We start from the raw sequence: 14,477 nt of genomic DNA, 5'->3' as shown, positions 1-14,477 counted from the left end.
GGAGAGCAGAGGCGACACAAGGAGGAGAGGTCCATGATCGGACTGGAAGAGGTCAGTCATCGCCATGATGACAGCGCGACGCTGAAAGAAGCCAATCGAATTCCCGCCGGATCGCCTATCCTCGAACTCAAGGGCCTGCAGAAGAATTACGGTCATGTGCAGGCGCTGAAGCCAGCGACGCTGACCTTTCTCGCCGGTGAAATCCACGCCATCGTCGGGGAAAACGGCGCCGGCAAATCTACCCTCATCAAATTGCTGACAGGCGTCATCACCCGCACGGCCGGCGAGGTGCTGTGGTGCGGCCAGCCGGTGGCGCTGGCGACGCCGAACGAGACGATTGCGCGCGGCATCAATGCCGTCCACCAGGAAGTCGTGCTCTGCCGGCACCTGACGGTCGCCGCCAATCTCTTTCTCGGCGACGAGGTCAACCGCTTCGGCCTGATGCGCAAGAAGCAGATGGAGAAGATGGCGCAGGCCGTGCTCGACGATCTCGGCTTCGGCCTGCCGGCCGGTGCGCTGTTGAGCTCGCTGACCATCGGCCAGCAGCAGCTGGTGGCGACGGCGCGCGCGGCGATGCGCGGCACGCAGTTCCTGATCTTCGACGAACCCACAGCCTATCTCACACGCCAGGAATCGGCGCAGCTCTTCAAGCTGATCCGCCGCCTGCAGGGCGAAGGCGTCACCATCGTCTATATCAGCCACCGCATGGAGGAAGTCTTCGAGCTTGCCGACCGTGTCTCGGTGCTGCGCGACGGCACGCATGTCGGGACGCGCCTGATCGGCGAGACCAACGATGCCGAGCTGATCGCGCTGATGATCAACCGCTCGATCGAACAGATCTACCACAAGGAAGAGATTGCGATCGGCGAGACGATCCTCACGGTCAACGGCCTCTCCGGTCCGGGTTTCGAAGACGTGTCGTTGAGCGTCAAATCAGGACAGATCGTCGGGCTCTATGGCCTGATCGGCGCCGGGCGCAGCGAATTCGCGCTCGGGCTCTACGGACGCCAGCCGACGACATCAGGCGATGTCCAATGGATGGGCAAGCCTGTCGACATCCGCAACGAACGCACCGCGATGGAGCTCGGCATTGCGCTGGCGCCGGAAAGCCGGCGCGACCAGGGGCTTTGCCTCAACCTGCCGATCGGCCTCAACATCAACCTGCCAGTGTTCGGGCGGCTGAGCCACGGGCCGGTGATCAATCACGCACGCGAATCGGCCAATGCCGACCAGCAGATCCGCAATCTCAGCATCAAGACGCCGAGCCGGCGCGTTCCGGCCTCCAGCATGTCGGGCGGCAACCAGCAGAAGATCGTCATCGGCAAGTGGCTGAGCCATGGCGCTCGGCTTTTCATCTTCGACGAGCCGACCGTCGGCGTCGACGTCGGCACCAAGGCGGAAATCTACCGGCTGTTCGCCAAGCTTCTGAAGGACGGCGCGGGCATCATCCTGATCTCCTCCTACCTGCCCGAGGTCTACGAACTGGCCGACCGGCTGCACGTCTTCCGCGCCGGCAAAATCGTCGCGAGCCATGATTACCACGCGGCGACGCATGAAGAAGTGCTCAGCGAAGCGATCGGCGTCTGAGCCAAAAGAATAAGAGGGAGAAAATTCATGACTGCCACCCCCACCGAAATCGTCGCGCCGCCGCCGCGCCGGAAAATGAACATCCTGTTCGGCCTGACGCTGATCGGCCTGCTGATCTTCCTCTGGATCGTGCTTGGCGTCGTCACCCCGAGCTTCTGGACGCCGCTCAATATCTCCAACCTGCTGCGTCAGGGTGCGATGACGGCGATCCTGGCGCTCGGCCAGACCTTCGTCATCATCACCGCCGGCATTGACCTTTCGGTCGGCGCCATCGTCGGCTTCTGCACGGTGATCATCGCCTGGCTGCTGCAGGCGGGCGTGCCGGTCTGGGGTGCGATCGCGCTGACGCTGCTCATGGGTGTGGCGATCGGCGCCTTCCATGGCTTCGGCATCGTGCATATGGGCCTGCCGCCGTTCATCATCACGCTGGCAACCCTGACATCGCTGCGCGGCATCGGCCTGCTGATCACTAACGGCTCGACGATCAACATCACCAATGAGGGCTTCAGCAATTTCGCCCGCGCCGATCTGCTCAGTATTCCGAGCCTGTTCTGGATGGTCATCCTGGTGGCGGTCCCCTCCTTCATCTTCCTGCATCTGAGCCGTTGGGGCCGCTACCTCTTCGCGGTCGGTTCGAACGCCGAGGCGGCGCGCCTTTCCGGCGTCAACGTCAAGGGTATGATCTATCTTGCCTATATCCTCTCGGCCTCCTTCGCCGCCTTCGTCGGCGTGCTGCTCGCCTCGCGCATCGCCATCGGCAATGCGACACAGGCCGACGGCTGGGAATTGCAGGCGATCGCCTCATCCGTCATCGGCGGCACCAGCCTGTTCGGCGCCGTCGGCTCGGTGCATGGCCCGCTGATCGGCGCCTTCATTCTCGCCACCATCAACAACGGCGCGAACCTTCTGAACGTCAACTCCTTCTGGCAGCGCATCATCACCGGTCTGCTGATCATCGTGATCGTGTTCTTCGACCAGCTGCGCCGCCGCCGGAGCAATTGAGCGATAAGAGACAGCCGGCCCGAACAAGCCGGCTTCCTCCATTTCAGGAATGCGAGACCCGTCATGAAAGCAGTTCTTTGCCGGGAGCCCGGCGTGCTCGATATCGTCGAGCGTCCTTCGCCAGCGGCTCCCGCCGCCGGCTGGGTGCGGCTTGCCGTCAGCCATGTCGGCATCTGCGGCACCGACTACCACATCTTCGAGGGCAAACATCCCTTCCTCGAATATCCCAGGGTGATGGGGCATGAGATCTCGGCAACGGTGCTGGAAGCGGGCGACGGGGTCGCCATGGCAGTCGGCACGCCCGTCATCGTCAATCCCTATCTCTCCTGCGGGCAATGTATCGCCTGCCGTCAGGACAAGCCGAATTGCTGCACCAATATCAAGGTGCTCGGCGTCCATACGGATGGCGCCTTCTGCGAGGAGATTTCGGTTCCGGCCGAGAACCTCTACGCCGCCAAGGGTGTAAGCCTCGAAGCGGCGGCGACGACCGAGTTCCTGGCGATCGGCGCCCATGCGGTGCGCCGTTCGATGACCGGCGCCGGAGCCCGGGCGCTCGTCATCGGCGCCGGGCCGATCGGGCTTGGGGCGGCGATCTTCTCGCGCATTGCAGGACATGAGGTGACGCTGCTCGATACCAGCACCGAGCGGCTGCAGATGGCCTCGGAGCGTTTCGGCTTCACCTCCGGCATCGTTGCCAACGAGCAAACGGCCGACGCCGTTCGTGACAAAACCAACGGCGACGGTTTCGACGTGGTCTTCGATGCGACGGGTTACGGCCCTTCGATGGAAAAGGCCTTCTCCTTCGTCGCCCATGGCGGCGCGCTGGTGCTGGTCAGCGTCGTCAAGGACGATATCCGCTTCTCCGACCCCGAATTCCACAAGCGTGAGATGATGGTGATCGGCAGCCGCAACGCCACCCGCGTCGATTTCGAGCATGTCGCGGATTCGATCGCCAAAGGGCTGGTGCCGGTGGACAAACTCATCACCCACCGCACGACGCTTGCCGATGCGCCGCGCGATCTCGCGCGCTGGGCGCATGAGAAGAATGGGTTGATCAAGGCGGTGATCCGCATTGGTGGCTAGAGCAATTCCAGGAAAAGTGTGAAGCGGTTTTCCGCGCGGAATTGCGTAAAAACAAAAGGATAGACCGGTTCTGCGCTTCCGTTAAAAGCTGAACTGCTCTAGGCAATCCCAAGGTACGAAGTCGCATAGCGATTGCCTTGAACGCTTCCGGCAAATCCTGCCGGGAGCCATTGACCCTTGGTCTTCCACAAGACGTTCTGATGGGTGCGCCCGGAAACAACGCGGTTCCGGCTCGAACCGGCGCCCTCGATTTCGCGCAACATTTCTCAATCAAAAAGCACACAGAAGAAGACGGAAGTGTCCATAAGTGGGACCCGCCGGATACTCGGCAGATGTTCATCAATTGAGTGATGGAAAGGGTCGGGCGATGAAAATGCGTATTGCTTCCTTGGCAATGGCTATTGCGCTGACAATGCCGCTTGTGGTGCCTGCCCGTGCGCAAGTGGTCATCCAAGAAGGCCAGGGATCGGAGTTCTATGTTGATCCTGACGATAACCAGACGGAAACGGATTTTCTCCAGCGCTGGAATCGCCACCACGACCAGCGAAGCGGATGGCGCTCGGGTCGGGACAATTTCGGGCCGGACGATGCGGTTCGGCTCCTCGAACGGCGTGGTTATCGTGTCAGAGATGTGAAGGACGTCGGTGAACGATATCTGATCCGAGCATGGCGAGACGGGGACGATCTCCTGGTGAGTGTCTCCCGCAGGGGTGATATCATGGGCGTCGTCCATGATCGCGAGTGATGGGCCGTCTTGGGCTTTGTTCAAGAGCCGGGTGTCTGGTTCGCGCCGATGGCTGCCTCTCCCCCCAAACTGCCAGGGTCGAGGGAACGTGCCTTGCGAGAGCGAGCGGGGAACGGAGAGGTCGCGGCATGTTCTTTCGCCCCGAAGGACGGGGCGAGACCTGTGGCTCGACCGACTACAAATTCTAACCCACCGCCTCAATCGCCCTGCGCATCTGCCTCACAGCGGCGACATCCGTCTTGTTCGTACTCTTCGCCTCGAAACCGAAGGCAACAGCACGCGGATCGGCGCTTTCGACCGGCGAGCTGCAGGAACCGTGGACCTCGCGGGCGCCGGTCGCCTTCAATATCTCGCCGACATTTGCCGGGCGGATGCCGCTGCCGGGCATGATCGCGATGCGGCCGGCCGCCTTTGCCGAAATGCGCTTCAGCGTTTCGAGGCCGTCGGCGGCCTTCAGTGCGCAGCCGGAGGTCAAGATGCGTTCACAGCCGAGCTCGACCGCCTGCTCCAGCGCCTGATCGGCATCCGGCACCAGATCGAAAGCGCGATGCAGCGTCGAGCCGAGGCCCGCGGCATGCGCCTTCAACCGGTGGATCAACGGCATGTCGAGCGTACCGTCCGGCCGGTTGGCGCCGATGACGACACCGGCAAGGCCCGCGGCGCGCACAGCATCGATATCGATCATCATCGCTTCCTCGTCTGCCCCGTCGAAGATGAAGGGGCCGGCGTGAGGACGGATCATCGCGTAGACTGGAATGGGCGCTCGGGCGGCGATCCTCATGAGGCTCGGCAGCGGCGTCAGGCCGCCAAGCTCCAGCGCCGAGCAGAGCTCGATACGGCCAGCGCCGCCTTCGATCGCGGCGGCGAGGCCTTCGGCGCTGTCCACGCATACTTCGAGCAAGATCGTCACGCTGCAGTCTCCCTGGCTCCGGCGTCCGTCGGCCTTATGGTGCGCGCGACGGTTTCCGACGTAATTCTCGCCGCCACCTCGATGATGACAGTGCAGGCATCGGCGGCGGCTTTTCGATGGTTGAAGGCGACGTGATAGGACATCGGCAGATGCTCGTCGAGATCGACGATGCGCACCTTGTCGGCAATCGGCATGGCGCTGACGCGGCCGAGGAAGGAGACGTAGCCGTGATTGGCGACGAGGTCGACGATGACGGGCAGCGAATCCGCCGCGGTGATATCCTGGCCACGCAGGCGCCGGTTGGGTGCCCGTTCGTAGCTGAAGGCCATCGCCGCATGGCCGAGGCCGGTGCGCGGGCTCGGCATGCAGATCGGGTGGCCGGCGACGAGATCGGCGACGCTGGTCTCGGTGCTATCAGGCGGCGCGATCACCACCATGTCGGTCTGCAGCAATTCGCGATGCCGGAAGTTTTCCAGCCCGAACACCGAGTCCAGGATCGCGACATCGATGCGGCCGCTCTTCAGCGCCTCGCGCAGATCGTCGGCGGTCATCGAGACCAGCGAGATCGCATTGTTGTTGCGGCGTACATTCCATTCCGAGACCAGCGATCCCAGGCAGCGCGCCACCCAGCTTTCCGATCCGGTCGGGATGATCGAGCCGATGCGCAGCGACCGGGCGGTGCGCCGATAACGCTCGTCGGCCGATGATTTGAGATCGTTCCACGCCTGGCTGATCGCCATGAAGATCTGGTAGGCGCGCCTGCCCTCCTCCGTCAGCACCGAGCCCTGCGCCTGGCGCTCGAACAGGCGGTGCCTCAGAAATTTCTCAAGATTGGCAAGCTGAAGCGAAAGCTGCGGCTGACCGAGGCGAAGGCGGCGGGCGGCCCGGTTGATGCTGCCCTGGTCGGCAACTTCGAGAAAACGCTCCATAGTGACGATCTTGACGGGAATGCGGGATCCCCAGGCCTCGATCTCGGCGGCGGCGCCGTCATGACTGGCCCATTGGCCGAGCTCAGCGATCGCAGCCATGATCGGCTCCAGGCCTTCCAGCACCCTGCCGCTCGCAATCAGCGTCGCGAGCTCGCCGGAAGCGCGTTCCGTCAGCTTCATCGCCAGTTCGATCTCGAGATTATGGATTGCCGTCGAGACGGTGGAGGGCGACAGCTGGAAGCGCCGCGCGGTCTCGCGGACCGAACCGGAGGTCAGGACATGGCTTGCGATGAACAGGGCACCAAGATGCAAACGGCCACCTCCGGAAAGCGCTGGAAAAACCGGACGATATGATGTGTTCATGAAAAAAGATATCCCTGCCTCCGGAGAGGCGGGCTATCGTTCGATCACAGAAAAAATCCGGGCGGCGGGAATCCGCAACAGAGCACCGGAGCATCGTGGAAACACGCAAGGGGACAAAAACAAATCGCGCCGGCCCTGGAAAAGGGAATGCGTTTCCGCGCGCGGAGGTGCATTCGCCGCCATAATCGTGCCGCGACCGCAAATACTGGAGGGGGCTTGCATCGATTTTTCGGGCATGAACGCTATTTCCATGACGCACGCAATTCCGGCATGATGGCGGCCTCGTCGCCCTCGCCGGCGGATTTTCCTGCGCGCAAGCCTCCCGCCAAGGGCTTGGGCAACTGCATAATTCCTGAAATCGGAACCGATTTCGGGATAAATTATGCAGCAATTCAAAGTGCTACAGCGTCCTTGCACGTCTGAAAGTGCGGCGCTGTAGGTCAACGGTGTTTAACAAGGGGATATTCCATGCTGAAGAAACTCGCACTTGCCGTTTCGCTCTCTGCCTTCGCGGCGGGCGCGGCCCATGCCGCCGACGTCGTCGTCTCGTCGAAGATCGACACGGAAGGCACGCTGCTCGGCAACGTCATTGCGCTCGCTCTCGAAGCCAACGGCATCAAGACGCAGGACCGCATCGCGCTTGGCGCAACACCCGTCGTGCGCAAGGCGATCACCGCCGGCGAAATCGACATCTATCCCGAATATACCGGCAATGCCGGCTTCTTCTTCAACAAGGCCGATGACGCCGCCTGGAAGAACATCGAACAAGGCTATGAGCTAGCAAAGAAGCTCGATTACGACGCCAACAAGATCGTCTGGCTGACGCCGTCGCCTGCTAATAACACCTGGGCCCTCGCCGTGCGCAGCGATGTTGCCGGCCCGAACAAGCTGAAGAGCCTCACGGACTTCGGCAAATGGGTTGCCGGCGGCGGTGCCGCCAAGCTTGCAGCCTCCGCCGAATTCGTCAATTCGGCCGGTGCACTTCCCGCCTTCCAGACGACCTACGGCTTCCAGCTGAAGCCCGACCAGATGGTCGTTCTCTCCGGCGGCGACACGGCGGCGACGATCAAGGCGGCCGCCGACCAGACGAACGGCGTCAACACCGCCATGGTCTACGGCACCGACGGCGCCATCGAAGCGGCTGAACTCACCGTTCTCGAAGACGACAAGAACGTCCAGCAGGTCTATGCCCCGACGCCGATCATCCGCGAAGAGGTGTTGAAGGCCAATCCGAAGATCGAGGAAGTGCTCTCGCCGATCTTCAAGAGCCTGACCGCCGACGAGTTGCGCAAGCTCAACGCCAAGATCCAGGTCGACGGCGAGCCGGCAAAATCCGTCGCCGAAGCCTATCTCAAGGAAAAAGGCTTCCTGAAGTAGTCATCGCTCGCTCCGCCCGATTGCGGGCGGAGCCCCCTTTGCTGATAGGGTTGGGCTGATGTTGGCCAGACAGGGTTGATTTAATGGAAGAAACCTTAGCGGTCCGCAGGCTGGACCGGCTCGGCGTGGTGCTGGTGGCCGGCGGCATCGCGGCGACTGCACTGATGCCCTTCATCTACGTGAAGGCGAACCGCATCGCCGCCGGCAAGCCGATGCTGCTGATGCAGCTTCTTCCCCAGCCTTCCGTCGTCATCCTGACCGTGCTTCTCCTTCTCACCGCCTTCGCCACGCTGTTCCTCACCAATGCGATAGCGCGGCTTGTCATCGCCACACTCTGCCTTGCGGCGCTGATCGTTGCGATCGGCCTCGTCTCGACGGCGGCAACGCCCCCCGGCAGCACGGTGGCGCGCATGACGCCCGGCGGCGGCTTCTGGGTGCTGTTTGCCGTGATCGGGCTGGTGATATCAGATGCGCTGGTGAAGATCCGGCTGGCGCCCTGGATGCGGGTCGCAGCCCTTGCAGCCTATACGGCGCTGCTCTTCATCTCGCTCTCCTCCGGCCTGCTCGACAGCCTTTCGATCATGAAGGAATTCTCGACGCGGGCCCCGCAGTTCGAGACCGAAGCGATCTCGCATCTGCTGCTGGCGTTCGGCTCGCTTGCCATCGCCATTGTTCTCGGCCTGCCGCTCGGCATCCTCTGCTTCTGGGTGCCGAAGCTGCGCGCCATCGTGCTGCAGGGGCTCAGCCTCATCCAGACGATCCCGAGCTTGGCACTCTTCGGCCTGTTGATGCTGCCGCTCGGCTATCTCGCCACCCATGTGCCGCTCGCCGCCGCTATCGGCATCCGCGGCATCGGCACGGCGCCTGCCTTGATTGCGCTGGTGCTCTATTCGCTGCTGCCGATCGTCGCCAACACCGTCGTCGGCCTTCAGGGCGTCGACCCCTCGGTGCGCGATGCTGCGGCCGGCATGGGGCTGACGCGCTTACAGATTCTGACCGGCATCGACATGCCGCTCGCCTTCCCGGTTATCCTCACCGGTATCCGCATCGTGCTGGTGCAAGCGATCGGCATGGTGACGATCGCCGCGCTGATCGGCGGCGGCGGCTTCGGCATTTTCATCTTCCAGGGGCTCGGCCAGACGGCCATGGACCTCGTCCTGCTCGGCGCCGTGCCGACCGTCTTCTTCGCCTTCTCATCGGCCGTCATCCTCGATGCGGTCATCGACAGCATCCGGGGATCCGCCGCATGACCATGATCGAGATCAGGAACGTCACCAAGCGCTATGGCACGGCCACCGTCGTCGACAACGTCTCGATGAGCGTCGAGAAGGGTGAGATCACCGTCATCGTCGGCACGTCGGGCTCGGGCAAATCGACGCTGATGCGGATGATCAACCGGCTGGTGCCGATCACCGAAGGCGAGATCTTCGTCGGCGGACAGAATGTGATGGACGTTCCAGTGACGGAGCTTCGCCGCAAGATCGGCTATGCCATCCAGGGACACGGCCTGTTTCCGCACCGGACCGTGGCGCAGAATATCGCCACGGTGCCGCAGCTCCTCGATTGGGATTCCGCCCGTATCGCCAAACGCGTCGAGGAACTGCTCGGGCTCTTCAACCTCGATCCGGCAACCTTTGCCGACAAATATCCGCACCAGCTCTCCGGCGGCCAGCAGCAGCGCGTCGGTGTCGCCCGGGCGCTGGCCGCCGAGCCGGAGCTGCTGTTGATGGACGAACCCTTCGGCGCGCTTGATCCCGTCATCCGCGGCAAGGCGCAGGACGACCTGTTGGCGATCCAGAAGCAGTTCGGCACGACTGTCATCCTCGTCACACACGACATGGACGAGGCCTTCCATCTCGGCAACCAGATCGCGGTGATGAGCCAGGGCAGGTTGCTGCAATGCTCGACGCCGGAAAAGATCCTCACCGAACCCGCCGATCCCTTCGTCCAGCAATTGACCGGGACGTCCGACCGGGCCTTGAAGCTGATGTCGCTGCTGCCGCTGAAGGAGAGCATGGAGCCGGCCAAGAATGGCCTCGCCTATGCCCTGCCGCAGTCGCTCAGCCTGCGTGATGCGCTGGCCGAGATGATCTGGCAGGGGGTCGACGAGGCGGCCGTGCAGGACGGCGAAAAGGCGCCTGTGGGATCGATCTCGATGACGCGGCTTCTCGAACTGGGCCGCAAGGCATGAAGCTCTTCGTCGCCAATCTCTTCCGCCTGGCGGCGCTCGCCCTGCTCCTGATCCTGCTGTTCAGGACGGAGTGGCTCTCCTTCCTGCTCACGCCGCTGACCAACAACAATGCGCCTGCCGTCTATACGCAGAACAGTCTTGCCTCGCTGGCTGCCGGGCACCTGCAGCTAGTGATCGGCTCGATTGTCTGCAGCGCCGTGCTTGCCGTTGTCGGCGGCATCTTCGTGACGCGGGAAAGCGGGGCTGACTTCCTGCCGCTGTCGCGCGCCATCGCCAATGCCGGGCAGACCTTTCCGCCGGTCGCGGTGCTGGCGCTGGCCGTTCCCGCAACCGGCTTCGGCGCCATGCCGACGCTGATCGCGCTCTTTCTCTACGGGCTGCTGCCGATCTTCGAAAACACCGTCGCCGGCTTGAAGCAGGTTTCGCCGCAGGTGCTCGATGCCGCCGACGGCATGGGCATGAACGGCACGCAGCGGCTGCTGCGGGTCGAGCTGCCGCTTGCCCTGCCGCTGATCCTCGAAGGGCTGAAGGTTGCGACCGTGATCAATATCGGCACGGCGACGATCGGCTCGACGGTTGCGGCAAAGGGCCTCGGCGAGGTCATTATCGCCGGGCTGATCTCCGACAATACCGCCTTCATCCTGCAGGGCGGCCTGATCGTCGGCCTGATGGCGGTGCTGATCTATGACGCCATGGGCCTCGTCGAAGCGGCGATCACCCGAAGAATCGGCTTGCGCGCGGCGTAGGAGGACGGGTACCAAGACTGCCGTGATGGATGAGAAAGGGAGGCAGAATTGGCGAAGATGATCCACTCCATGATCCGCGTTCTCGATGAGGCGCGCTCCGTCGAATTCTACGAGAGGGCCTTCGGCCTTTCGGTCGCCGACCGCGTCGATTTCGAAACCTTCACGCTGATCTATATGAGCAATGCCGAGACCGGCTTCGAGCTGGAACTGACCGTCAACAAGGGCCGGACCGCGCCCTATGACCTCGGCAATGCCTATGGCCATCTTGCCGCCTCGGTCGAGGAGGTGGCGGTCGAGCGAGAGCGGCTGTCGAAGCTCGGGCTCAATCCGGGTGAACTGATAGAGCTCAACCGCGACGGCAAGCTCTTCGGCCTGTTCTTCTTCATCAGCGATCCCGATGGCTACAAGATCGAGGTGCTGCAGCGCCACGGCCGGTTTCTCTGACGCATTGTGCCGAGCCGGATTGCGGCGGCACACATCCAATCTCCCGATAATCCCACAGCTTCGAGCGGCATGAACTAGGAGCCCGCCCATGATCGAGAAGACCGAGCTCAATTCCGGCTGGACGCTCTCCTGTAACGATACAGCAAGGCCCGGCCTGCCTGCCGCCATCCCCGCAACGGTGCCGGGCTGCGTGCATCTCGACCTGATCGCCAACCGGCTGATCCCCGATCCCTATATCGACGTCAACGAGATCAGCAGTGACTGGATCGGCAAAACAGACTGGACCTATCGCTGCAGCTTCGAGGCGATGCCTGATGATGGCAGGGTGCAGGAACTGGTCTTCGACGGGCTCGATACGATCGCGGTGATATCCCTCAACGGGGAAGAGATCGGCCGCACCTTCAACATGCACCGCACCTATCGTTTCGATGTTTCCCGGCTGCTGAAGGCTGGCCAGAACGAACTCACCGTCACCTTCCGCTCGGCTTACGCCTATGGTGCGGAGATGGAAAAGCATTACGGCTACCGTCCCAACAACTATCCGGGGCCGGGCAATCTGATGCGCAAGATGGCCTGCAATTTCGGCTGGGACTGGGGGCCGACGCTGGTGACGGCGGGCGTCTGGAAGCCCGTCCGGCTGGAAAGCTGGGATCGGGCGCGGCTTGCCGAAACGCGGGTGTCGGCGACACTTGCCGGCGGCGACGGGCTGGTAAAAGTGCGTGCCAGGCTGGCGCGGCATGGCGGCACGACGCCGTTGAGGCTCATCGCCGCAATCGGCGGCGTGACCAAGACGGTGGCGATCGCCGACGGCGAAGACGAGGTTTCCTTCGAGCTTGCTCTCCCCTCGCCGCAGCTCTGGTGGCCGCACCATCTCGGCGCGCAGCCGCTCTATCCGATGACGCTCCGGCTGATCGGCGATGGGAGCGTCGATCTGCTCGACGCTCATGAGCGGGAACTCGGGTTCCGCTCGCTGCGGCTCGACACCTCGGCCGACGAACATGGCTCGGCCTTTACTTTCGTCATCAACGACGTACCGCTCTTCATCTGCGGGGCGAACTGGATTCCGGACGATTGTTTTCCCCCGCGGGTGACGGCCGAGCGCTACGCCGCTCGGATCGAAGAGGCAAAGGCCGCCAATATCCACATGTTGCGCGTCTGGGGCGGCGGCATCTTCGAAGCCGACGAATTCTATGAGGCCTGCGACCGCGCCGGCATGCTGGTCTGGCAGGATTTCCTCTTTGCCTGCGCCGCCTATCCGGAGGAGGAGCCGCTCAGAAGCGAGGTCGAGGCGGAGGTGCGCGACAATGTCGTGCGGCTGATGCCGCATGCCTCGCTGGTACTCTGGAACGGCAATAACGAGAACATCTGGGGTTTCGACGAATGGGGCTGGCGGCCGATCATCAAGGCGGGAGAAAGCTGGGGCCTCGGTTATTATCTCGACCTGCTGCCGAAACTCTGCGTCGAGCTCGATCCGGACCGGCCCTATTATCCCGGCAGTCCCTATTCCGGCTCGATGGAAATCGAACCCAATGCCGACGCACATGGCTGCAAACATATCTGGGACGTGTGGAACGATGTCGGCTACGAGGTCTATCGCAATTATATCCCGCGCTTCTGCTCCGAATTCGGCTGGCAGGCGCCGCCGGCCTGGGCAACGATCGAAGAAAGCGTGCACGACGCGCCGCTGACGCCGCAATCGAACGGCGTCTTCCACCATCAGAAGGCAACGCAGGGCAATGACAAGCTGATCCGCGGCCTGTCCGGCCATCTGCCGGAGCCGCGGACAATGGACGACTGGCACTTCGCCACCCAGCTCAACCAGGCGCGCGCCATCCGCTTCGGCGTCGAACACATGCGCTCGCATCGGAATGTCTGTAAGGGTGCGGTGGTCTGGCAGTTCAACGATTGCTGGCCGGTGACCTCATGGGCAGCGCTTGATTCGGCCGGGCGCCGCAAGCCGCTCTGGTATGCGCTGAAGGCAGCCTATGATCCGCGCCTGCTGACGATCCAGCCGCGCGGCGGCGGGCTTGCGGCGGTGGCCGTCAATGAACGGACGCTGTTCTGGCGGGCGAAGATCAGCGGCAAACGCGTGACGCTCAACGGCACCGTGCTTGCCGAATTCGAATTCTGGCGGCTGCTCTGCGACCGTTTCGAGGCAAAGGAGTTTCCGCTGCCCAAGGATATCGTCACTCCCGACTTACCGAAGAACGAGCTCATCGTCGTGGAGATGCTCGACCGGCGCGCCTTCCACTATTTCGTCGAGGATATCGAGCTTGCTCTGCCGGCGCCGCAGCTGACGGTCGATGTCGTCGGGATCGACGGTGGATATGAGGTCAAGGTGACGGCGCAAAACTTCCTCAAGAATCTTTGCCTGATGGCCGATCGGCTGGATCCGGATGCCGTTGTCGATTCGATGCTGGTGACGCTGCTGCCCGGCGAGGGCCATGTGTTTGCGGTCAAGACGGCAAAGGCGATCGTGGCAGACGATATTGTCGTCGGCACCGTGCTGCGATCGGCCAACGATCTTGTTGTCAAACACTAAAAAGGCCCCGCATGCCGCGGGGCCCTTCCAGCTCGGCCTATCGGACGACGTTACATCCAGTAGGGCGGCACGCCGTAGTAATCATAGACCCGGCGGCCATTGTCGTTGTACCAGGTGTCGTCATCGTCCGAATAGCTCGGGGCGCCTTCGATCTGCTCCTTGGTCAGGTCGATGCGATAGCCATCCAGCTGGGTGTCGTAGTTCAGCTTTTCCCAGGGAAGCGGATAGTGGTCGTGACCGATGCCCAGGAAGCCACCGAAGCTCAGCACGGCATAGGCAACACGGCCGTCGAGCTTTCCGATGATCAGGCGTTCGATCGAGCCGATATGCCTGCCATCGGCCCCGTAGACACGGGTGCCTTCGACGCGGTCGCTGGCGATCAGCGAGTGCGTGCTCTTGACATTCGGGTCACGGCGGGTGGCGTCAGTATCCTGGTTCAACATTGTGCACCTCCTTTTGGTGTTTCCTCATGGTGAGTATGCAAGATCAACGTCATGGCGGACTCAAAGTTCCCCATCCTTTCCATGATCGCGCGCTGGCGGAATGTTGACGTTTACG

General features: G+C 62.7%; 14 protein-coding genes. 11 read left to right on the top strand and 3 right to left on the bottom strand.

What is annotated here, in order from left to right:
* Positions 1-33 precede the first annotated feature (33 nt).
* The 4 genes from ELH03_RS00720 to ELH03_RS00705 all read left to right on the top strand — a co-directional run bounded on the left by ELH03_RS00720 (position 34) and on the right by ELH03_RS00705 (position 4,417).
* Positions 34-1,587, top strand: a complete 1,554-nt coding sequence (locus ELH03_RS00720) for a sugar ABC transporter ATP-binding protein (protein WP_128400872.1) — start codon at positions 34-36, stop codon at positions 1,585-1,587.
* Between the two features lie 27 nt (positions 1,588-1,614).
* On the top strand, positions 1,615-2,589 hold the full coding sequence (locus ELH03_RS00715; RefSeq protein WP_003545129.1) for an ABC transporter permease: 975 nt from the start codon (positions 1,615-1,617) through the stop codon (positions 2,587-2,589).
* 63 nt (positions 2,590-2,652) lie between these two features.
* On the top strand, positions 2,653-3,672 hold the full coding sequence (locus tag ELH03_RS00710; protein ID WP_128400871.1) for a zinc-binding alcohol dehydrogenase family protein: 1,020 nt from the start codon (positions 2,653-2,655) through the stop codon (positions 3,670-3,672).
* A gap of 367 nt (positions 3,673-4,039) precedes the next feature.
* Positions 4,040-4,417, top strand: coding sequence for a hypothetical protein (locus ELH03_RS00705; RefSeq protein ID WP_128400870.1), 378 nt, complete (start codon positions 4,040-4,042; stop codon positions 4,415-4,417).
* A gap of 184 nt (positions 4,418-4,601) precedes the next feature.
* On the opposite strand, the gene ELH03_RS00700 is transcribed toward ELH03_RS00705, so the two are convergent.
* Positions 4,602-5,327: a copper homeostasis protein CutC gene (locus ELH03_RS00700; RefSeq protein ID WP_128400869.1), complete on the bottom strand. Its 726-nt coding sequence runs from the start codon at positions 5,325-5,327 to the stop codon at positions 4,602-4,604.
* Complete coding sequence (locus tag ELH03_RS00695; protein WP_130766695.1) at positions 5,324-6,568, bottom strand: LysR family transcriptional regulator; 1,245 nt, start codon at positions 6,566-6,568, stop codon at positions 5,324-5,326. Before ELH03_RS00695 ends, ELH03_RS00700 begins: the two co-directional genes overlap by 4 nt.
* Positions 6,569-6,617: 49 nt before the next feature.
* Between ELH03_RS00695 and ELH03_RS00690 the strand changes: the two genes are divergently transcribed.
* The 7 genes from ELH03_RS00690 to ELH03_RS00660 all read left to right on the top strand — a co-directional run bounded on the left by ELH03_RS00690 (position 6,618) and on the right by ELH03_RS00660 (position 13,919).
* A complete protein-coding gene (locus ELH03_RS00690; RefSeq protein ID WP_130765856.1) occupies positions 6,618-6,893 on the top strand; it encodes a hypothetical protein in 276 nt (91 codons plus the stop codon).
* Between the two features lie 194 nt (positions 6,894-7,087).
* On the top strand, positions 7,088-7,996 hold the full coding sequence (osmF, locus tag ELH03_RS00685) for a glycine betaine ABC transporter substrate-binding protein OsmF (protein ID WP_130765855.1): 909 nt from the start codon (positions 7,088-7,090) through the stop codon (positions 7,994-7,996).
* 83 nt (positions 7,997-8,079) lie between these two features.
* Entirely contained in the window at positions 8,080-9,246 is a 1,167-nt protein-coding gene (locus tag ELH03_RS00680) for an ABC transporter permease (RefSeq protein WP_128400867.1), read from the top strand.
* Positions 9,243-10,187, top strand: a complete 945-nt coding sequence (locus ELH03_RS00675; protein WP_047617122.1) for an ABC transporter ATP-binding protein — start codon at positions 9,243-9,245, stop codon at positions 10,185-10,187. Before ELH03_RS00680 ends, ELH03_RS00675 begins: the two co-directional genes overlap by 4 nt.
* Positions 10,184-10,933, top strand: coding sequence for an ABC transporter permease (locus ELH03_RS00670; RefSeq protein WP_128400866.1), 750 nt, complete (start codon positions 10,184-10,186; stop codon positions 10,931-10,933). Before ELH03_RS00675 ends, ELH03_RS00670 begins: the two co-directional genes overlap by 4 nt.
* 48 nt (positions 10,934-10,981) lie before the next feature.
* A complete protein-coding gene (locus ELH03_RS00665; protein ID WP_075226108.1) occupies positions 10,982-11,377 on the top strand; it encodes a VOC family protein in 396 nt (131 codons plus the stop codon).
* A gap of 88 nt (positions 11,378-11,465) precedes the next feature.
* Positions 11,466-13,919 carry a glycoside hydrolase family 2 protein gene (locus ELH03_RS00660; RefSeq protein WP_128411968.1) on the top strand — a complete coding sequence of 818 codons (2,454 nt, stop codon included), beginning with the start codon at positions 11,466-11,468 and terminating at the stop codon, positions 13,917-13,919.
* 50 nt (positions 13,920-13,969) lie between these two features.
* On the opposite strand, the gene ELH03_RS00655 is transcribed toward ELH03_RS00660, so the two are convergent.
* Positions 13,970-14,362 (bottom strand): PRC-barrel domain-containing protein, encoded by a 393-nt coding sequence (locus ELH03_RS00655; protein ID WP_018072361.1) that lies wholly within the window; start codon positions 14,360-14,362, stop codon positions 13,970-13,972.
* Positions 14,363-14,477 lie beyond the last annotated feature (115 nt).

It is taken from the genome of Rhizobium beringeri, assembly GCF_004306515.1.
Lineage (GTDB): Bacteria > Pseudomonadota > Alphaproteobacteria > Rhizobiales > Rhizobiaceae > Rhizobium > Rhizobium beringeri.
This window is presented reverse-complemented; position numbering and strand designations above follow the sequence as displayed.